This is a genomic window from Bacillus sp. ATD (genome assembly GCF_050585765.1).
GTDB classification, from domain to species: domain Bacteria; phylum Bacillota; class Bacilli; order Bacillales; family Bacillaceae; genus Bacillus; species Bacillus stercoris.
Genome location: NZ_JBOBQH010000004.1, coordinates 35448 through 55797 on the forward strand (window position 1 = coordinate 35448; position 20350 = coordinate 55797).

22 protein-coding genes are annotated in these 20350 nt (G+C 44.2%); 5 read left to right on the forward strand and 17 right to left on the reverse strand.

Annotated elements, in window-relative coordinates:
* Positions 1-37 precede the first annotated feature (37 nt).
* The 6 genes from ACQXR1_RS10755 to comN form a co-directional block, all read right to left on the reverse strand.
* Positions 38-550: an adenine phosphoribosyltransferase gene (locus ACQXR1_RS10755; RefSeq protein ID WP_014477521.1), complete on the reverse strand. Its 513-nt coding sequence runs from the start codon at positions 548-550 to the stop codon at positions 38-40.
* A 5-nt stretch (positions 551-555) separates the two neighbouring features.
* Complete coding sequence (gene recJ / locus ACQXR1_RS10760) at positions 556-2916, reverse strand: single-stranded-DNA-specific exonuclease RecJ (protein ID WP_430772098.1); 2361 nt, start codon at positions 2914-2916, stop codon at positions 556-558.
* 66 nt (positions 2917-2982) lie between these two features.
* On the reverse strand, positions 2983-3306 hold the full coding sequence (locus ACQXR1_RS10765) for a LapA family protein (protein WP_040082297.1): 324 nt from the start codon (positions 3304-3306) through the stop codon (positions 2983-2985).
* Positions 3307-3380: 74 nt separating this feature from the next.
* The gene (locus ACQXR1_RS10770; RefSeq protein WP_430772100.1) at positions 3381-3878 is read right to left on the reverse strand and encodes a cation:proton antiporter regulatory subunit; all 498 of its coding nucleotides are present in this window, start codon (positions 3876-3878) and stop codon (positions 3381-3383) included.
* A gap of 155 nt (positions 3879-4033) precedes the next feature.
* On the reverse strand, positions 4034-6247 hold the full coding sequence (gene secDF, locus ACQXR1_RS10775; protein ID WP_430772102.1) for a protein translocase subunit SecDF: 2214 nt from the start codon (positions 6245-6247) through the stop codon (positions 4034-4036).
* 38 nt (positions 6248-6285) lie between these two features.
* Positions 6286-6582 carry a post-transcriptional regulator ComN gene (comN, locus tag ACQXR1_RS10780; RefSeq protein WP_040082293.1) on the reverse strand — a complete coding sequence of 99 codons (297 nt, stop codon included), beginning with the start codon at positions 6580-6582 and terminating at the stop codon, positions 6286-6288.
* Positions 6583-6697: 115 nt separating this feature from the next.
* On the opposite strand from comN, the gene spoVB reads away from it, so the two are divergent.
* Positions 6698-8254: a stage V sporulation protein B gene (gene spoVB / locus ACQXR1_RS10785; protein ID WP_040082292.1), complete on the forward strand. Its 1557-nt coding sequence runs from the start codon at positions 6698-6700 to the stop codon at positions 8252-8254.
* Between the two features lie 3 nt (positions 8255-8257).
* Here the strand turns inward: spoVB and ACQXR1_RS10790 are convergent, their stop codons facing one another.
* On the reverse strand, positions 8258-8914 hold the full coding sequence (locus ACQXR1_RS10790) for a DUF421 domain-containing protein (RefSeq protein ID WP_069839607.1): 657 nt from the start codon (positions 8912-8914) through the stop codon (positions 8258-8260).
* 199 nt (positions 8915-9113) lie between these two features.
* Here ACQXR1_RS10790 and ACQXR1_RS10795 point away from each other — a divergent pair, with 199 nt between their 5' ends.
* A complete protein-coding gene (locus ACQXR1_RS10795) occupies positions 9114-9503 on the forward strand; it encodes a TIGR04086 family membrane protein (protein WP_032728255.1) in 390 nt (129 codons plus the stop codon).
* Positions 9504-9556: 53 nt separating this feature from the next.
* Here ACQXR1_RS10795 and yajC read toward each other — a convergent pair whose 3' ends face one another.
* The 9 genes from yajC to iolG all read right to left on the reverse strand — a co-directional run bounded on the left by yajC (position 9557) and on the right by iolG (position 17006).
* The gene (gene yajC, locus ACQXR1_RS10800; protein WP_003237527.1) at positions 9557-9823 is read right to left on the reverse strand and encodes a preprotein translocase subunit YajC; all 267 of its coding nucleotides are present in this window, start codon (positions 9821-9823) and stop codon (positions 9557-9559) included.
* Positions 9824-9860: 37 nt separating this feature from the next.
* Positions 9861-11006 carry a tRNA guanosine(34) transglycosylase Tgt gene (gene tgt / locus ACQXR1_RS10805; RefSeq protein WP_014664820.1) on the reverse strand — a complete coding sequence of 382 codons (1146 nt, stop codon included), beginning with the start codon at positions 11004-11006 and terminating at the stop codon, positions 9861-9863.
* A gap of 26 nt (positions 11007-11032) precedes the next feature.
* Positions 11033-12061, reverse strand: a complete 1029-nt coding sequence (queA, locus tag ACQXR1_RS10810) for a tRNA preQ1(34) S-adenosylmethionine ribosyltransferase-isomerase QueA (RefSeq protein ID WP_014664821.1) — start codon at positions 12059-12061, stop codon at positions 11033-11035.
* Positions 12062-12090: 29 nt separating this feature from the next.
* Positions 12091-12291 carry a DUF2905 domain-containing protein gene (locus ACQXR1_RS10815; RefSeq protein ID WP_014664822.1) on the reverse strand — a complete coding sequence of 67 codons (201 nt, stop codon included), beginning with the start codon at positions 12289-12291 and terminating at the stop codon, positions 12091-12093.
* On the reverse strand, positions 12284-13288 hold the full coding sequence (gene ruvB, locus ACQXR1_RS10820; RefSeq protein ID WP_040082286.1) for a Holliday junction branch migration DNA helicase RuvB: 1005 nt from the start codon (positions 13286-13288) through the stop codon (positions 12284-12286). Before ruvB ends, ACQXR1_RS10815 begins: the two co-directional genes overlap by 8 nt.
* A gap of 10 nt (positions 13289-13298) precedes the next feature.
* The gene (ruvA, locus tag ACQXR1_RS10825; RefSeq protein WP_014664824.1) at positions 13299-13904 is read right to left on the reverse strand and encodes a Holliday junction branch migration protein RuvA; all 606 of its coding nucleotides are present in this window, start codon (positions 13902-13904) and stop codon (positions 13299-13301) included.
* A 138-nt stretch (positions 13905-14042) separates the two neighbouring features.
* Positions 14043-14555 carry a sporulation cell-cell signaling protein BofC gene (gene bofC, locus ACQXR1_RS10830; protein ID WP_306645144.1) on the reverse strand — a complete coding sequence of 171 codons (513 nt, stop codon included), beginning with the start codon at positions 14553-14555 and terminating at the stop codon, positions 14043-14045.
* A 47-nt stretch (positions 14556-14602) separates the two neighbouring features.
* Positions 14603-15910, reverse strand: a complete 1308-nt coding sequence (locus ACQXR1_RS10835; RefSeq protein ID WP_306645146.1) for an MFS transporter — start codon at positions 15908-15910, stop codon at positions 14603-14605.
* 70 nt (positions 15911-15980) lie between these two features.
* A complete protein-coding gene (gene iolG, locus ACQXR1_RS10840) occupies positions 15981-17006 on the reverse strand; it encodes an inositol 2-dehydrogenase (RefSeq protein ID WP_306645148.1) in 1026 nt (341 codons plus the stop codon).
* 236 nt (positions 17007-17242) lie between these two features.
* Between iolG and ACQXR1_RS10845 the strand changes: the two genes are divergently transcribed.
* Entirely contained in the window at positions 17243-17890 is a 648-nt protein-coding gene (locus ACQXR1_RS10845; protein ID WP_430772104.1) for a phosphotransferase, read from the forward strand.
* Between the two features lie 46 nt (positions 17891-17936).
* On the opposite strand, the gene ACQXR1_RS10850 is transcribed toward ACQXR1_RS10845, so the two are convergent.
* Positions 17937-18056 (reverse strand): hypothetical protein, encoded by a 120-nt coding sequence (locus ACQXR1_RS10850; RefSeq protein ID WP_014664829.1) that lies wholly within the window; start codon positions 18054-18056, stop codon positions 17937-17939.
* A 201-nt stretch (positions 18057-18257) separates the two neighbouring features.
* Between ACQXR1_RS10850 and ACQXR1_RS10855 the strand changes: the two genes are divergently transcribed.
* The gene (locus tag ACQXR1_RS10855) at positions 18258-18584 is read left to right on the forward strand and encodes a DUF5412 family protein (RefSeq protein ID WP_231560773.1); all 327 of its coding nucleotides are present in this window, start codon (positions 18258-18260) and stop codon (positions 18582-18584) included.
* A 282-nt stretch (positions 18585-18866) separates the two neighbouring features.
* The gene (locus tag ACQXR1_RS10860; protein WP_430772105.1) at positions 18867-20321 is read left to right on the forward strand and encodes an alanine/glycine:cation symporter family protein; all 1455 of its coding nucleotides are present in this window, start codon (positions 18867-18869) and stop codon (positions 20319-20321) included.
* Positions 20322-20350 lie beyond the last annotated feature (29 nt).

Sequence of the window (20350 nt, forward strand, 5' to 3'; positions counted from 1 at the left end):
CCTGACATGGAGTGCTTTTTTCGTTATGCGATTATCCTTAGTATTTCATTAATGTTAAGATATCATAATCTTCCAGCTTATCTCTGCCGTCAAGGTAAGAAAGCTCGATTAAGAAAGCGATACCAGCAACAACGCCGCCAAGTTCTTCAACAAGTTTGATTGTCGCTTCAATTGTGCCGCCTGTCGCAAGCAGGTCATCTGTAATAAGCACACGCTGACCAGGCTTAATCGCATCTTTGTGGATCGTTAATACGTCTTTTCCGTATTCCAAGCCATAATCCACTTTGATTACTTCACGAGGCAATTTGCCTTCTTTGCGGACCGGCGCAAAACCTACGCCAAGCGCGTAAGCAACGGGACAGCCGATAATAAAGCCGCGCGCTTCAGGGCCAACGACCAAATCGATTTGCTTTTCTTTCGCATATTCAACAATTTGATCTGTGGCATAGCGGTATACATCGCCTTTATCCATCAGTGTTGTAATATCTTTAAATTGCACGCCCTCTTTCGGGTAATCCGGTACAATTGTTACGTATTGTTTTAAATCCATCTGTTTTATGTCCTCCTCGTACTTTCATAAGCCTCTGAATCTTGTTTCATCAGCTTATTCAGCCATTCCTTCAGCTCTTCAGCAGAAGAATAATTCAGCTTTTGATCTAGTTCCATCAGCTGCTGTTTCGCCTGATATGTTTGTGAGTCTGTTAAGTCACGTTTCTTTGCTCCGCTCACAACAGACAGCACACCATTCTCTATTTTAACAAAACCGAGATCAAAAAACACCTTTGTCATGAAATTGATTGTTTCAACGGACCAGCCTTTATGTTTTGCAAGCTCTGAACCGTGTTTTTTCACATCAAAAGCGCCTCTTTTCAGCAAGAACGCATAATACCATTTAAAGTGGTCTCTTGCGGGAAAAGTCGATAAAAAGTGGTCCTCATGATTGAGAAAAATAAAATATATCCGCTCAGGCGCCTTTCCTTCCAGCAAACGTGCGAGCATGTCCAACGAAGGCGGCGGATCCAGCAATACAATATATGCACCATCGAGGTCAAACGCCTTTGCTTGATCTTCTGAGCTGATGACCTGCACTTCTTGACGAAGGCCTTCAGTTTGAAGAAGTGTTGTTGAGTCTTCTTTGAAAGAGACAATGGCCCGTTTAGCAGATGGAAGGGCGGAAACTGTATCTTCCCACGTCCGTTTTCCCCTTAAATCAAACAGCTGCCATTCAGAAACAGCGGCATCCTTTATCATAAGCTGCAGTTTTTTCCGATTGTTCCATTCGTTGATTGACATCTCACCGACAATGGAAATTCTTGATCCCGGTACGATGCCTTCTTCGAGCTCACCTTTATTAAAACCGACGCAATCAAGCTGAGACGACTCATTTTTGATCGTCATTTTGACATGAGTTTTATTTGCCCCTATCTTGCGGACATCTTCCAGTACTGCGTTTTCTACGAGAACGTGCGGTTTCGGGTTCAGCATGCCAAAAGGAGAAAGCATGTTCATTTCAGTGATGCTTTCAACTGTAATGTCCTCGACGCTGCAGACAAGGTCGACTTCCTGTACAGGAACAAAATCCTCTTCCGTAAGCGTATTGTCCGCTATTTCATTCAGCCTGCTTCGCAAATCCGGCACATCTTCGGCTTTCAGCGTCATCCCCGCCGCCATTGGATGGCCGCCGAAATGAGGAAGAATATCTCTGCATTCAGAAAGGCTCTCAAATAAATTAAATCCCCTGATGCTTCGGGCCGAACCTTTAGCGATCCCCTTTTCTTCATCAATGCCAAGCACAATAGCAGGGCGATAGAAACGGTCCACAAGCTTTGAGGCCACAATCCCGACGACTCCCGGGTTCCATCCGGCTTTTGCCACGACAATTGCAGTTTGATCGAGCCCTTGCCGTTCAACCATTTCAATCGCTTCATCCGTCATTTTGCTGACCATTTTTTGGCGCTCTTTGTTCAGCTGGTCAATTTCTGCGGCAAGCTCTTCCGCTTCAAACGAATCCTCTGACATGAGCAAATGAACAGCTGGGTCCGCCTGTTCGATTCTTCCGACGGCATTCAGCCTTGGAGCGAGCTGAAATCCGACAGTTTCTTCGTTCGCTTCTCCGATGTCTCCGCCTGACAGCTTAATCAGTTCTTTTAAGCCGAGCCTGTTTGTCCGCCGAAGCCTTTCAAGTCCTAGTGTTGCAATTAATCTGTTTTCGTCATGCAGCGGGACAAGGTCAGCAATGGTGCCGATTGCCGCCAGGTCAAGCAGTTCATCCGGAAGTTCACCCAATAAAGCATGGGCCAGCTTAAACGCGACTCCGACCCCTGCAAGCTCTTTAAACGGGTAAGAGCAGCCCGGCTGCTTCGGGTGGACGATCGCATGGACATCCGGAAGCTCCGGTCCCGGTTCGTGATGATCTGTAATGATGACATCCAGTCCGAGTTCTTTTGCCACCTTCGCTTCATGCACAGCGGCAATTCCTGTATCAACCGTAATGATCAAGGAAAAGCCCCGTTCTTTAATCGAACGAAACGCCTGTTCATTAGGTCCATATCCTTCTTTAAAACGGTCAGGTATATAAAAATCAACTTGAGCCGATAGTTTTTGCAGCGTGTGAAGCATCACTGTCGTACTGGTAACCCCATCGGCGTCATAATCGCCATATATCATAATCTGTTCTTGTTGTGAAATCGCCTGTTTTATTCGATCTGCCGCTTCTTTCATGCCTTTCATTTCAAAAGGATCATAAAAATCGGCATCCTTTGTATGTAAAAACAGCCTAGCGCTTTCTGCCGTATCAAAGCCTCTTTTTACAAGCAGGGACGCAACAAGAGGTGTTATATGCAATTGTTCTGTGAGTGATTTGACCTTATCCTGATCTGGTCGCTGGATTTCCCATCGCATTTTTGACGCTAACATAAATTCACCCCTCAACCACCCTATTATACTAGAGCAGGCTGAAGGGTTTCAAATAATATTCGAAAACTAGTCTTTTTTCTCAATCATGGCTGAAGCATCCTGTGTGTCGGTCTGATCAGCAAGCTGGGTATCCTCTTGTTTATGTATTGCAGTTCTATTTTCTTTCCGCAGCGTTTTGATTTCCCGCTTTAATTTCATTACCTGAAAAATGCCGACAGAAAATACGATGAGCGCTCCCATTAAAACCGAGCCTAAAATAACAAGAATAAGCGGCCATTCTGACCTGCCAAACAGGTAATCAACTTCTACGGATCGAACATTAATGACTGCAAAAATAGCGACAATTAAGGTAAAAATAAGTGCGAAAATAATGGTCCATTGTTTATTCATTCTCTTTCCCCCAAACTTTTTATTGAGGTAACTTTCCCTATCAAGACTGGTTTTAAACATGGCTTAACCTAGTGTTAAGCCATGTTTGCGGTCAATTTTTCCCGGATCAGCCTCTTCAGTCCGCTTCCCTCACCGGACATGACAAGTGTATCGCCTTCATCAATGATTGTTTCAGAGCTCGGATTTAGTGGTTTATCCTGATTCTTCTTAATCATTGCAATGACCGTCACATGATATTCCTGCCCCACATCCAAATCACCAATCGTCTGATGAATGGCAGGCGCTCCCGCTTCTGCTTTACACCACTCTATCATAAAATCATCAAGGGCTGACTCAACCTGTTCTATTGCTTTCGGTTTATATGCCATTCCGCCAAGAATTGCAGAAATCTGCCTTGCTTCAGCGTCATCAAACTGCATGGAGGCAACACATTCTTCATGGTCGTTTTCGTCAAAATAGTAAAGCTCTCTCCGTCCGTCATGATGAATGATAATTGAAATTTTATCACGGTTTCTAGTAACCATTTCAACTTTTTGTCCTATGCCCGGCAGCTCTGATTCGCGAACCCTCATATATAAACCCTCCTACATATCTGAAAACCAGTCACAAACACGTTTAACACCATATATATGTTTAAATGTAAGCGTATGTCATTATAGCAAATGTCTATTTTAAGTTCAATGAAACTTCAAAAAACAGGCTGTCCCGCAGAGGACAGCCTGTTTTTTTATTGTGCCGGATCTTTTTTCAATTCTTTTCCTTTCCATACAAGCCAAATCTGCGCGGCAATGTAGAGAGAGGAATAAACGCCTGTTAACAGCCCGATCAATAAAGCAATTGAAAAGTTAGAAATAGAAGATGCTCCAAAGATCAGCAATGCCACAACAACAATCAAAACAGTTAATACCGTGTTGATTGAACGTGTAAAGGTTTGCTGCAGGCTTAGGTTTACAATATGGTTCAGGTCGGCAAATGTTTTCGGCTTGCGCTTTTTCATATGCTCGCGAATCCTGTCAAATGTAACAATTGTATCGTTAATCGAATACCCGATAATCGTCAAGACGGCTGCAATGAACGTAACATCTACCTCCAGCCTTGTAATACTGAAGAACGTGACGATAAAGAATGCGTCATATAGCAGTGAAGCGATTGCGGCAATCGCCATTTTGTATTCGAATCGGATTGAAACGTAAATGATGATGCCAATAGAAGCTATAGCAACTGCGTACAGCGCATTTCTTGCCAGCTCTTTGCCGACTGTCGGTGAAACTGTGCTGACATTCGGCTCTGTCCCGTATTTGTCTTTAAAGTACGTTTTTACTTTGGCAATCGTTTCTTTATCAGGCACTCCAACAAAACGAGCAACACCGACATTGCTCTTTTCGCCTGACAGAACAACAGTATCAGGGTCCATACCCAGAGATTCAAAATCCTTCTCAACTTGCTCTGTCGTCAGCTTATGGTCACTTTGCACTTCAATCCGTGCACCGCTTGCGAAGTCAATGCCAAGATTCAGCTTGAACACAAGCAGGATAATAATCCCGGCAATCGTGACCGCACTGGAGAAAATAAAGAAATATTTGCGTTTGCTCGTGAAATCCCATTTTTGGAACGGCGTATGCGGCTCTGTATTTTCGTCCGTATCCTGAATATCCATAATATGCTTCTTATTAACGCCAAACCAGCCTTTTTTCCGATCAAGCCATCTGCTTTCCACAAGGAGAGCGAGAAGAAATCTTGATAAGAAAACGGCAGTGATAAAGCTTGTCAAAATCGATAGGATCAGCATTGTCGCAAACCCTTTAACAGAGCTTGTCCCAAAGATAAAGAGCACAACCGCGGCAATAATCGTTGTAATATTCGCGTCAAAAATTGTCGCAAATGACCGTCTGTTTCCTGAACGGAAGGCAGAGCGAACTGACTTGCCTAGCTTAAGCTCTTCTTTAATCCGCTCATAGGTAATGATGTTGGCGTCAACCGCCATCCCTACCCCTAAAATGAGCGCGGCAATCCCCGGAAGCGTAAGTACAGCATTCATCCAGTCAAAGACCTGGAGTGTAATGTAGATATAAACGGATAGCGTAATCACCGCGATAAATCCCGGCAGACGGTAATAGAAAAGCATAAATAAGAAAATAATTGCGATACCGATAATACCGGCAAACACCGTATCATGGAGAGCCTGCTGTCCAAATTGTGCGCCTACTGATGTCGAATACTTTTCAGTCAGTTTCACAGGAAGTGCACCAGCGTTTAAAATGCTGGCTAAATCTTTCGCTTCTTGAGCTGTGAAATGCCCTTCAATTTTTACATCAGTTGTATTTAGCTCCTGACTTACATTTGGAGCGGATACAAATTTAGGATGCTCTTTTTGAACTTCTTTCTTATAGGAATCGCCTTTATCATAATCCAGCCAAATGACAAGCTGGTTGTTTGGTGCCATTTTCATGACCTTTTTGGTCACTTCACCAAATTTATCAGCGTCTTTCAGTTTGATAGTGACAATCGGCTCGTTTGTTGTGCTGTCATATGTTTGTTTAGCTCCGTTTTCAACAAGATCAGCACCGTTTAACAGTTCCTTATCATTTGCATCTCTGAAAGAAAGCTGCGCTTCAGTTGCCAGAATTTCACGCGCTCTGTTTTGGTTTGTCACCCCAGCAAGCTGAACGCGAATCCGGTTATTTCCTTCAATTTGGATGTTCGGTTCGCTGACACCGAGAACATTGGCCCGGCGGTTCAACGCCTCTACTGTGCTGACCAGAACGTCTTTTGTGATTTTGTCACCTTTTTTTACAGGCTGTACATCATACAGCACCTCAAATCCGCCTTGCAAATCCAATCCTAACGTAATATTGTTCGCGGCAGGCTTCGTAAAGTAGCCCAAGCCCGTGCCGATCAATAAAACGAAAAGGAAAAACGCAATCAAGCGTCCTTTTTTCATTATGTATATCCTCCCTTAAACCTGTGCGAATCAATCTGCTATCTCAGCAGTTCTTCCAATGCTTCCTGTCCTTCTTCACTGCCCAGCCAATTAGACGTTTTGAATGACTCAACGGTTGCATAATTCATAAATTCGCCAATTTTCACTGATAAAATATCACTCGCCAGTTCATAAATGCTCAGTTCCGTTTTCTTTTTCCACTTCTTATTTGTTAAGTATGACCACAAACTTTCAAGTTCAACATCATCATACCCGAGAATCTTAAACTCTTCCAGTTTGCTGTAAAGAAACGGCCTGACGTGGTCTTTATATAGATCGGCGGGATGCTTCTCCATGAATTCCACGCTCCTTTTTTATTGTTTTTCATGAAGACTTGTCATGCTTGGACGATATATACGCATATCTTTATTGTATATGATTCCAGGTAGTTTGAGAAGGCAGGGGGTAAAAATGGCGAAACAGACGTTTTTAAAGGGCACTCTTATTCTTATCGCAGCAGGAATGGTTACAAGAATGCTCGGGTTTGTCAACCGGGTGGTAATCGCCCGTTTTATCGGTGAAGAAGGGGTCGGGCTTTACATGATGGCGGCGCCTACCTTTTTCTTGGCCACTACATTAACTCAATTCGGTCTGCCGGTCGCGATCAGCAAGCTTGTCGCTGAAGCCAGCGCGCGCGGAGATCATCAAAAAACGAAAAACATTTTAGTCATGTCTCTGACCATCACGGGAGTGCTCAGCCTCATCTTTACACCGCTGTTTCTGTTTTTCGCCCCGGTTATGGCTGAAACGATGCTGACAGATAAGCGAACACTGTACCCGCTTCTGGCCATTACGCCGGTTGTGCCGATTATTGCTATATCGAGTGTGCTGAGGGGGTACTTTCAAGGAAAACAGAATATGAACCCGCTCGCTATGTCACAAGTCCTTGAACAGGTCGTCCGTATTTCACTCGTAGCTGTCTGCACGACGATTTTTCTCCCTTACGGAATTGAATATGCTGCAGCGGGGGCCATGCTATCCTCAGTGGCAGGTGAGCTGGCATCCCTTCTTTATTTATTCGTTTGCTTTAAGTATAAAAAAACAATTAAAATCAGAAAGCATTTTTTCCAGTCAATTAAAAACGGAAAACAAACCTTTACCCAATTAATGAGCGTGTCTCTTCCAACTACGGGGAGCCGCTTTATCGGAAACCTCTCTTGGTTTTTCGAGCCGATTGTCGTCGCTCAAAGCCTTGCCATTGCAGGTGTGGCGACAATTTCCGCAACAAAGCAATACGGTGAACTGACCGGCTTTGCCATGACTCTGCTGACTCTGCCCAGCTTTATTACATATTCTTTGTCGACCGCGCTTGTTCCTGCGATCAGTGAAGGAATGGAACAGAAAAAATTGCAGGTGGTGGAATACCGCTTGGAACAGGCGATGCGTCTCTGTCTACTCAGCGGAGGCATTTCAGTTGTTATTTTATTTGTATTTGCGGATGAGCTGATGAGAGTGATGTACGGTTCCTCAAGCGCAGCTGTATTTATAAAAGTGATGGCCCCGTTTTTTCTGCTTTATTATTTCCAAGGCCCACTTCAAGCTGTGCTGCAGGCGCTTAATTTGGCAGGAGCTGCGATGATGAACAGCTTAATCGGAGCGCTTGTCAAAACAGGTCTTATTTTTGTCCTAGCCACAAGGCCGTCTCTTGGCATTATGGGGGCGGCATTGGCCATTGTTACAGGCATGGTGCTCGTCACGCTATTGCATGCAGCAACCGTAAGCAAAGTGCTGCCGATCAGCATTAAAATTAAGGAATACGCACTCAGCTTCGCTGTTATTGTGATTAGCGGATTCATCAGCTCCGCCATCAAACAATATATTCGTTTTGGAGCATCTGAGGCTGTGAATCTCGCTGGATGGATTGCGGTGAGCGCCGCTATTTACATTGCCCTCCTGCTCGTTTTCCGTTTAATTAAAAAAGATGAGCTTCGCCGCATTCCCATTATCGGACGTTTGATCATCCGATAATGGTCACGTACGGTGCCCATCTTTTTCATCAATAAATAATTCTCCATCTGTAAACGAGCAAAATGAAATATCTAAAGGGTCTGTGTACCCGTGTTTTTGCAAATTTCCAAGCAGCCATTGTTTATCTTTACCGATTCTGGACAGGTTTTCGGTTTGAATGGAGCCGTCAAGGATGAGCGGCAAGTCGAGCTGCCGATGCTCTCCGCTATTTTCTTTCTTTACAATAGTCAGTTTGCCCGACGGTTCTAAAATCGCAAATGATACATCAGCTACTCTGTCGATACTATTTTCTCTGAGCTGAACCATTAAATCATCAAAATTATACCGCTGTGATCTCATCGCGTCTTCGTCAATTTTCCCATATTTAATAATTATGGTCGGCTTACCGTCAAGAAGCTGGCGGACTTTTCGGTTTTTTAAAGATAAGTATGCGAATGTCACTTGAATAACCATTAATACAAGCATTGGCAAAATGGTGTGAAACAAATGATCTTCTACGTTTTCTATGGCCAAAACGGCAATTTCAGCCATCATAACAAAGACAACGAGGTCTAAAATGCTAAGCTCCCCGATCTCCCGTTTGCCCATGAAACGAAAAATGATCAGTATCACAAAATACAATACGATTGTGCGAAACGCAATAGTGAGAAGCTCTTCCATCATGCACCTCCGACTCGTCATAGGATGCAACAAAACGAACAATTTATGTAAGAAAAACCGATTGTATTTCATAAAGCTTTTACGTCTAATTCAAGGGTTAAGGGAATACATTTTTACAAAGACGAGCCATCAGCATGTCTGACGGTTTTGTACAAAAAAAGAATAGAAGCCTTTTAATACAGGCAGAGAGGAGACAATCATGGAGGAAACGAAACAAGTTGGAAAAGGCATTCTTTACGGCTTAATCGCCATATTTTCAGCCATGCTCTTAACAAGTTTAGCGGTTTCACTTTTATTGACCGCAACCTCGCTGGAAGAGTCATCATTTAACTGGCTGATCACCGCTATCTCATTTCTCTCTTTATTTATCGGCGGATTCATTTCAGGCGGGAAAGGCAAGGAAAGAGGCTGGATGATTGGCGCATTGACCGCCTTAAGTTTTTCTCTGATTATCTTACTGTTTCAGTATTTAGGATTTGGAAAGACATTTACGGCAGAACAGCTGCTCTTCCATCTGGGGTTTTTAGGGGTGTGCATGCTGGGCGGGATTTTCGGCGTAAACATAAGGGGAAACAGGTCTTCCACATAAAAAAGAGCGGGCTCACCCGCTCTTTTTTTGTTTGCTATGTATAGCTCCTGCTGTTATTCAGCAGCAGAAACTTCTCTGATCGCGCGGCGGTCGAACGTAAGACGTGTGTTTTCACCAGTCTTAATTACGACTTTGCTCTCATCGATAGAGTCAACAGTACCGTGCAATCCCCCGATTGTCACTACTGAATCGCCTTTTTTCAGTTCCTCCTGCATTTGGCGTACAGCCTTTTGCTGCTTTTGCTGAGGACGAATCAGCAAGAAGTAAAGGACCGCAAACATTAAAATAATAGGAACCAATGTGCCTAAAGTGCCAGTCATCATTTTCACCCCTTTCTGTAAGCCTGTTATTGTTTATTTAGAAGCTTTTCGCATTTGGCTTGTTATAGCCGTAACGCTCAAAGAACTCTTCTCTGAAATCACCCAGACGATCCTCGCGAATGGCCTGTCTTACCTGCTCCATTAAGTGTAACAGAAAATGAAGGTTATGGTAAGTTGTTAATCGAAGGCCAAATGTTTCATTGCAGCGAATCAAGTGCCTAATATACGCGCGAGTGTAGTTTTTACATGTATAGCAATCACACTCTTCATCAATCGGACGGAAATCTCTTTCGAATTTCGCATTTTTCATATTGAGTCGTCCTTCAGCTGTAAACACTGTGCCATTTCTTGCAATCCGAGTAGGCAGCACACAGTCAAACATATCGACCCCGCGGATTGCTCCGTCGATCAGCGCGTCCGGAGAACCGACTCCCATCAAATATCTCGGTTTATCCTTCGGCAAGAGCGGTGTTGTAAACTCGAGTACACGGTTCATCACATCCTTCGGTTCACCGACAGACAATCCGCCTATAGCATATCCCGGAAAATCAAGGGAAATCAAGTCCTTCGCACTTTGTGTGCGCAGATCTTCATATTCTCCGCCTTGGACAATACCAAACAGCCCTTGTTCATCCTGACGGTTGTGAGCATTCAGACAGCGTTCCGCCCAGCGGCTTGTCCGCTCAACTGACCGTTTCATGTAATCGTACTCTGCCGGGTATGGCGGGCATTCGTCAAACGCCATCATAATATCGGAGCCGAGTGCGTTTTGGATCTCCATCGCTTTTTCCGGAGATAAAAACAGCTTGTCCCCATTTAGGTGGTTGCGAAAATGGACGCCCTCTTCCTCTATATTACGAAACTTGCTTAAAGAAAAGACCTGAAAACCGCCTGAATCTGTTAAAATGGCGCGGTCCCAGTTCATAAACTTATGAAGCCCGCCCGCTTCTTTGACAATATCGTGACCCGGTCGCAGCCATAGGTGATAGGTATTGCTTAAAATGATGCCCGCATCCATTGCTTTCAGCTCTTCAGGCGCCATTGTTTTGACTGTCGCCAGTGTGCCGACCGGCATAAAAACCGGCGTTTCAAAGGAGCCGTGAGGCGTATGCACTTTGCCCAGCCGCGCTCCTGTTTGTTTGCATTCTTTTATAAATTCATAGCGTATTGGTTGTTCAGCCACTTTTAATGAGGCCTCCTGTTCTCAAATTAGATAATCAGCATCGCGTCTCCGAAGCTGAAGAAACGGTATTCCTCTTCCACCGCATGGTTATAGGCACGCAGAATGTTTTCTCTTCCAGCAAGCGCGCTGACCAGCATAATCAATGACGATTTCGGCAAATGGAAGTTTGTAATCATTCCGTCAATGGCTTTAAATTCATAGCCTGGATAAATAAAAATAGATGTCCAGCCGCTCGATGCTTTAAATTGCCCGTCATGTTCCCCAGCAATCGTTTCAAGCGTGCGTGTCGAGGTCGTGCCGACAGAAATGATCCTGCCGCCATTTTCTCTTACTTTGTTTAAAGCCGCAGCCGTTTCTTCCGACATTTGATAAAACTCTGCATGCATATTATGCTCTTCCACTTCATCGGCACTCACAGGGCGAAATGTTCCAAGGCCAACGTGGAGTGTGATGAACTCAATTTGCACACCTTTATCTTTCAGCTGCTGTAAAATTTCTTCCGTGAAGTGAAGGCCTGCTGTAGGCGCAGCGGCAGAGCCGATTTCTTTTGAATACACGGTCTGGTAGCGCTCTTTGTCATCAAGCTGTTCTTTGATATATGGCGGAAGCGGCATCTCTCCAAGGGATTCCAGCACCTCGTAGAAAATACCGTCATATTGAAATTCCATTTTTCTGCCGCCGTGCTCCAGCTCTTCCGTGCAAACTGCCTTCAATCTTCCGTCTCCAAATGTGACAACGGTTCCTTTTTTCACCCGTTTCGCCGGTTTCGCAAGTGTTTCCCATTTATCGCCGGTTTCTTGTTTCAACAAAAGAAGCTCCACTTTCGCACCGGTATCCTCTTTTGTGCCGAATAACCGCGCAGGCAGCACACGGGTATTGTTCAGCACAAGACAATCACCTTCGTTAAAAAAGCTGATAATGTGTTTAAACGAGCTGTCAGTCAGCTCTCCTGTATGTTTATCAAGCACCATCAGCCTTGAAGCATCGCGCTGCTCCAACGGTACTTGTGCAATTAAACGTTCCGGTAGTTCAAAATCAAATAAATCGACTTTCATGATAACTTCACCTTTATTCTAGTCTTTTGTTATTTCATTCTGCCGAAAAGATTAAGCAAAATTGATAATACCACACTTATGATAATACAAGTGACAACCGGGAAGAAAAACGTGACATTTCCTTTTTTCACAAAAATATCTCCCGGCAGCTTGCCGACAAAATGTAAAACTGCTCCGATGATAAGCAAAACAGCACCAAGAATCATCATGATCTTAGGAAACTCAGTCATATCGGGGAGCCTCCATTTGGAAATGTTGATAAACGGCCGGTGTCACGATCCTTCCACGCGGCGTTCTTTGGATAAATCCAATTTGCAGCAGATATGGTTCATATACGTCTTCAATCGTATGCGATTCCTCGCCGATCGTAGCGGAAATCGTATCAAGGCCCACTGGCCCGCCGTTAAATTTTTCGATCATGCCCATCAACAGCTTATGATCAATATGATCCAAACCGAGACGGTCAACCTGAAGCCGCTCCAGCGCATCCTGAGAAATGTCTTCCGTAATCCGGCTGTCACCCAGGACTTGGGCGAAATCGCGCACCCTTCTCAGCAGGCGGTTCGCCACGCGCGGCGTACCTCTAGATCTCCTTGCAATTTCAAGAGCAGACGGTTTATCAATCTCAACCTCAAATACATCCGCAGTTCTCGTGACAATATCGGCCAGTTCTTCTTGTGTATAGTACTCAAGGCGTGACATGACGCCGAATCTGTCTCTTAAAGGAGCCGTCAATAGTCCTACCCTCGTCGTAGCTCCCACCAGCGTAAACGGCGGCAGGTCAAGCCGCACTGAGCGGGCAGAAGGGCCTTTGCCGATCACAATATCCAGGCAAAAGTCTTCCATTGCAGGATAAAGCACCTCTTCAATCGATCTGTGCAGCCTATGTATTTCATCAATAAATAATACATCTCCCGGTTCAAGCGCCGTTAATATAGCAGCCAAATCACCAGGCCTTTCAATCGCAGGCCCTGATGTCGTCCGCAATTCCACTCCCATTTCATTTGCAACAATGGAAGCCAGCGTTGTTTTTCCAAGTCCGGGCGGTCCGTACAGAAGAACATGATCCAGCGTCTCCTGTCTCATTTTCGCCGCATCTATAAACACGCGTAAATTTTCTTTCACTTTATGCTGTCCGATATACTGTGCCAGATTTTGCGGCCTCAGGCTTTGCTCTATCACTGATTCATGGTTGTCTGCTTCACTTGAGACGAGCCGTTCATCCATGAACATCACCTTACTTTAATAGTTTTTGTAATGCTTTTTTCACATATTGGTCTGTTGTCAGCCCAATTTCTTCTTTAAGGTGAGGAAGCACCTTTTTGATTTCTTTTTCAGCATATCCGAGAACCCTGAGGGCTTCAAGTGCTTCTTCGAGAGCCGTTTCAGCTGTTTGCTTTTCAAGCCTTTCTTCATGATTAAACAGATTTTCAATCATTTCAGGCACAACATCTGCCAGCTTTCCTTTTAAATCTAGAATAATCTGGCGTGCGGTTTTCTTTCCTACTCCAGGAAACTTGACCAAAAAAGCTTCATCCTCATTTTCAATTGCTTGGATGACCGCTCCCGGATCACCCGAGCCCAAGATGGCAAGTGCTCCTTTCGGCCCAATTCCGGTCACGTTTAACAGCTTTGTAAAGAGCGCCTTCTCTTCTCTCGTTGAAAAACCGTAAAGCGAAAAAGCATCCTCTCTGATATGATGATATGTAAAAATCGTTTCTTGGTTTCTCTCCTTATATATAAACGGATTCGGCGTGAAAATCTGATAGCCGATGCCTCCGTTCTCTATGACGATATATTGGGGAGATACATAATCAATCGTCCCTTTAACAAATTCAATCACGCACATTCACCTCTTTGACTGTTCTTCATTGTACCATAAAAACAGCCAAAGTCTTATAGAAAAGTTAACATACGTTCGCTTCTCTCTCATTCTTTCACGAAAAAAAAGACATGAATACATGTCTTCAATCAGATGACGTTACCCGCTGTATGTCTTAATATGTTCGATGACATCCTCGAACTCCGCTTTTGTCCGAAAAGGAATGCCTTTCAACAGATTTTTTTGCATGTGGCTTTCCAGCCTTTCTAAATCAATTTGAAAAAAAGACTGAATGGGTTCGGAAGCTGGCTCAGGCCGCCCATGAAAAGTGGAAATCACTCCATTATCCGATACACCGATATACCCGTTCACTTTGCTGAGCGGAGAAATATCGTCCATTTGCTTCCGGAAGAGCACATATCCCTTTTTTTGTTCCACAAGCGTCCATCCGGCATAAGCCGCCCAAAAATCATCCATGGAAAGCACTTTTTCACGCTTATGCTCAATGCTGACATCGCCATCCAAATACACCTTTTCAAGCTGCACATGCACCTGCAGCGGTTCATAGTGCTCCACTTCCGCGCCAAGCGCGCGGGAAGGAGCGCCTATTTGAAATACTGCGGCTGAGCAAAGAATGCCCAGCAAAAGATACGCCATGCTGAATCGTTTCACCCTCTACACCTCTTTGCACACGTTTATGATTAGTTTGACCAAAGAGGCTACTGCTTAACCGTTTTATCAAAATTTGTCTGCACATTTTCCCTGATAAACCGTTCCTCCGTATACACCTCTGTTCCTTGCTCAGGAATTGTCAAGAATTGCGTCAGAAAAGCACTGAAAAAATACAATGCCGCAAAGATCCAAATTACGCCGCCTGCACCGAGCGGTCCAATGAAAAGGCTCACGATACCCGGCGCGATAAACGCACACAAACCAGATCCCAAATTCAACACTGACATGGCAGCGCCTTTATTATCAGACGCAAGCGTCGGCAAAAGAGCGCTTAATGGAACGTAGCCGGCTAATGCTGCGCCGTAGCAGCAGGCGATCATCATCATCACCCAATACTGATGCCCGATCAGCTGAGGCGTGTAATAAAGCGCCAGCGTAAAAATGCCGCATCCGACACCGCCAAACCACATGACGGTATTGCGCCAGCCAAGTTTATCTCCAACTGCGCCAAAAATAAGATTAAACACAATATTCACAAAAAACAGCGTCCCCCAAATTTGCAGCCATTCCGAAACCGAATACCCGTAATGTGCTAAATAAGTCGGAAGAAAGATGGCAAATCCAAATTGTCCTATTGCATTAATCGTTTTGACCACTCCGCCGATGCCGACCTTAGGGTTTTCAAACATAATTGTAAATGCCTTCGACAGTTCTTTCCATTTCGGCTGATCTTGTTTTTTTGCTGGGGTAAATTTATCTTTGTTAAAAAATAAGGCTAGAAATCCGCCTGCCGCCACAAACAGCAATGCACTCCAAAGCGTATTGATTTCTCCAAAGGCAGGAACCGCATAGCTGGAATAGAACGGGCCGAGTACGTTAAGGCCGCACGTAAACATAAACCAAAACCAGCCGACAGCTTTTCCGAGAATTTTTTGAGAGGTGCTGTATGATACCCACACGAGAAAAGAGTATGCAAACAGCGGATATCCCAAGCCTCTAAGGGCATAGCTGCCTAAGAGAGCCGGATAATACATATGAGGAATCGCCCAGCCGATAAAAGCGGCCGAACCGAGGATAAACGCAAGCAATCCGATCGTCATCGTTTTTCTCGGCCCCCACGTTTGCACAAACGTTCCTGAAAGCCAAGCCGAGATGGTGACAGCAATGCCGTACATGGTAAATAACGATGCGGATTGCTGCATACTGAGACCATGATCCACGAGAAAAGGAGACAGCCAGCCTTGTTCGAGGCCGTCTCCAACCATAAAGATGACAACGCCAATATAACCCCAAACCATGTGAGAAGGAATTCCGATTTTGTTCAAAACATTTCCTTTAGCATGTACTGTATTCATTTTCTCCACCGCCTACTTAAAGTATCAATGGAGTATATACCCAAGCTTGCGGAATTGTAATCCTTTTTGATTAAAAAGCGATTTTTTCAGTGTGCTCAATACTGACAGGCATGCCAAAAGCAAGCGATTGCTGTGCTGCTCTGGCAATCCGTTCGGCCTGTAAACCGTCATTGCCGGTGCAGGCAGTCTCCTGCTTTGTGCTGATCGCTTCTGCAAAACGGAGAATCTCCTCCTCATACGCATCCTTATAGCGTTCAAGGAAAAAGAAATGCGGTTTATCCTTCATCACAAAATCAGCGGTTGACACTTCAACCGTCGTCGGCCTGCTATTGTCCGCCGCTGCAGAGCCTTTCGTCCCGAAAACCTCTACCCGCTGGTCATATCCGTACACTGCTTGGCGGCTGTTATCAATCACGGCCATGGCACCGTTTTCAAAAGTCAGCGTAATAACAGCTGTATCAATATCCCCAAGCTCCGCAAAAGAAGGATTCACCAAAGCCGACCCTTTTGCATACACTTCTGTCACTTCACTTCCCAAAATATATCTGGCCATATCAAAATCATGGATTGACATATCCATAAACAAGCCGCCTGACATGCGGACATAATCTATATTCGGGGGTTCTGGATCCCGAGACGTGATTTTTAATAAGTGAGGTGTACCGATTTCACCATTTTCAACAACTGTTTTGATTTTCTTAAAATGAGGATCAAAGCGGCGGTTAAAACCGACTTGAAGTGTTACTCCATGTTTCCGGACGGCCGCAAGCGCTTCTCTTGTTTCATCTAGAGAGAAACTAACTGGCTTCTCACAAAAAATATGCTTTTTCGCTTCGGCTGCTTCTCTGATCATCTGTGCATGTACGGCTGTAGGTGAGCAAATAAAAACAGCATCAATTTCAGGATCATGTAATAAATCACGATAATCAGAAGTTATGTATTCAATCTGATGACTGTCGGCCCAGCTTTTTATACGGCTCGCCTGAATATCAGAGATTGCTTTTAATTTCATGTGAGGAATCCGGCTTATATTTTGAACATGAAGTTTGCCGATGCGGCCTGCACCGATAATCCCTGTCACAATCTGTTTTGTCATCGCATGTTCCCCCTTGAATATTCACGAAAGCGCTTTATTTAAAATTAATACTATCCCATTTGTAAGCGCTTTTCAAGAATGGAAATAAACGCTCTATGTCTCTTTTATCACAATTTATGCTTATAAGTAGCCTTCTTCTCCAAGACCAGATACACTAGAATTAGGCTCTTTTTCCTGAACAGTTTATGATTTTCCTATAAACGACTGCATAAAATAGAGCAAAGAAGGTGAATGAAATGCTGACAAAAGCAGAGGAACTGGCCCATTCAGTCATATACCGCAAAAACAGCAGATTTGATAAAGTCAAAGAGAAATCCGAGGAATTAACACTAATCGGCAAGGGTAGAAGCGCCTATGTGTTTGCCTTAACAGAAGGCGGCCGGAAAATGGCGCTGAAAGTATTTTTTCCGGAGTATCAAGCGACAGCAGTCAAAGAAGCCGCGATCTATGAAAAATTAGCCAGGTCCGCATTCTATCCTGACATTTACGAAACTGGCGATTCATTTATTCTCATGGAATATATTAAAGGTGAAACCTTTTATAACTGTCTGAAGAAAGGCATTGCAATCAGTGATAACATGATTCAGCAGGTTGAAGAAGCACTTTCTGACGCCCGGGCAGCCGGACTGAACCCATCAGACATTCATTTGCGGAATCTGATTTTGACAGAAACCAGAGCGGTGCGGGTGATTGATGTTGCGAGATTTGAGCAGACAAAAACATGCACGCAGTGGGACGACTTAAAATCAGCATATCATTCACTCTACAAAAAACCGATATTCCCCAAAAAGATTCCGGTTTTTTGGCTGGAGATCATCGCATTTTTATATAAGAAAGATTGGTTTCAAAGGCATTTCGCACAGCGGAAAAGAAAGTATTCTTAAATCAAAAAGGCAGCCGCTTGTGTGGCTGCCTTTGTTCTGATGTTTACTATCTTACGGTAGAAATCAGTTTCATTTGTTCAGGCGACAGCTTAATTCGATAGCCTCTCACAGTTAAGTAAACCGCTTCTGAGTCCTTCTCTCCGGAATGACAATACGTTTTCTTCATTTTCTGTCTCCCCTCACCCTGATTGGTTTTATTTCATCATATCAATGCTTTATTGAGTTAATTTTAAAGAAATGTAAAGATCATATGAATCCGATATATGGTAAAATGAGAGAAAAAAAGGGAGAGAGTCACATCAAGACACGCAGCAAAGTCCCGTTGATGTTTATGCTGCTGGTATTCTTCGGCGGCGCCGTTTATTGGATGTTATTTTCACTAAAAAACGTTCCGAAAGGAAACCTCGTCCAATCGGTTGAATCGCCTGACGGCAGCTATACGTTAAACACTTACGTATCCGAAAACACCTTAAGCTTAGATGCGGCCAGAGGTGAACTTGTAAATGAAAAAACACTTGTTAAGAGAACAATCTATTGGAATTATCCGGACAGCCGTCCAGCAGTGACGTGGATCAATCACAACACAGTGAAAATCGGCAATCAGACATTACACCTCGATACTGATGAAACGTATGATTGGCGAAAAGATGATCATTGGATCCGTGAAGAACCGCCTCAGGCACAAGTGAGGTGACGATACATGAATAAGAAGAACAAGCAATTGTGATCGCTTGTTCTTTTATATACGGATTGACTGAACTAGGCTAATTGTTGCAAAAATTTTATAACAAATGCCCTAAGTCGGCCTCTGCAGAAAAACGCAGCGTAATCGATACGCCGCGTTTTTTCTTTTTTCCTTCCTCTTCTTATTGATAATTATCAGTCATATAATGTGACAAATCGATTGTAGAAATAGTTCGATTAGCCCAAAATCCTTTTTATACATGTATTCAAATGGAAGTGAGGAGGAAGCTTGATGGCAGATATTGTTGCTAGTTTAAACGCGGTCTTATGGAGTACCCCCGTCATTTATATTTTATTGGGAATTGGATTGGTCTTTTCAATTATGACCCGTTTTTTACAAGTCAGACATTTGAAAGAAATGATTGTTCAGATGTTTAAAGGAAAGAGCTCTGAAGCTGGCGTTTCTTCTTTTCAAGCATTATCAATTGCGCTTTCCGGCCGAGTGGGTACAGGAAACATCGCAGGAGTGGCGACAGCAATTGCATTTGGCGGACCCGGCGCTGTGTTCTGGATGTGGGCGATTGCCTTTATCGGGGCGGCGAGTGCCTTTGTTGAATCAACGCTTGCCCAAATTTATAAAGTGAAACAAGACGGTCAATATCGGGGCGGCCCCGCTTATTATATAGAAAAAGGCTTAGGCATTAAGTGGTTTGCCGTCTTATTTGCCGCTGCTGCCCTGATTGCAATGGCCCTTCTGATGCCGGGCGTACAGTCCAACTCCATTGCGGCCGGGGTCAAAAATGCATTCGGCATCTCTCCTTTCATTACAGGGTGTGCTCTCGTTTTATTATTAGGGTTTATTATTTTTGGCGGCGTCAAACGAATTGCTAATGCGGCGCAAATGATTGTTCCTTTTATGGCCCTTGGATATATCCTGCTGTCTTTGATTATTATTGTCATGAACGTGTCTGAATTGCCTGCTGTGATCTCGCTGATATTCAAAAGCGCTTTTGCATTGGATTCCGCTTTTGGCGGCTTAATTGGCATGGCGATTTCCTGGGGTGTTAAACGTGGGATTTACTCAAACGAAGCCGGCCAGGGAACAGGGCCGCATCCGGCAGCCGCTGCAGAAGTTTCTCATCCGGTCAAGCAGGGGCTGGTTCAGGCATTTTCTGTTTATATCGACACCTTGTTTGTATGTTCCGCTACAGCTTTCATGATCTTGTTTACCGGAATGTACAATACCCAGGCTGCAAATGGTTCCTTTATCGTTCATCACCTTAAAGGCGTAGAAGCAGGACCTGGTTTCACACAAGCGGCAATTGACAGTGTTCTCCCCGGATTTGGTGCAGGCTTTGTTGCCATCGCTTTATTCTTCTTCGCATTTACAACAATTATGGCGTATTACTACATCGCAGAAACAAATATTGCTTATTTAGCACGGGGCAGAGAAAGCAAATGGGCAATGCTCGGCTTAAAACTGATTATTTTAGCCGCCACGTTCTATGGGACTGTGAAAACAGCTTCACTTGCTTGGGCATTGGGCGATGCAGGGCTTGGCATTATGGTATGGCTGAATGTCATTGCCATTGTGCTGCTTGCCAAACCGGCGCTTCTCGCTTTAAAGGATTATGAACGCCAAAAGAAGCAGGGCTTAGACCCGGTCTTTGATCCGAAAGCACTGGGTATCAAAAACGCTGATTTCTGGGAGAAAGAATACACTAACGAAAATGAACGTGTCTCTTAAACAAACTAAAAACCGGCCCGATATGACAT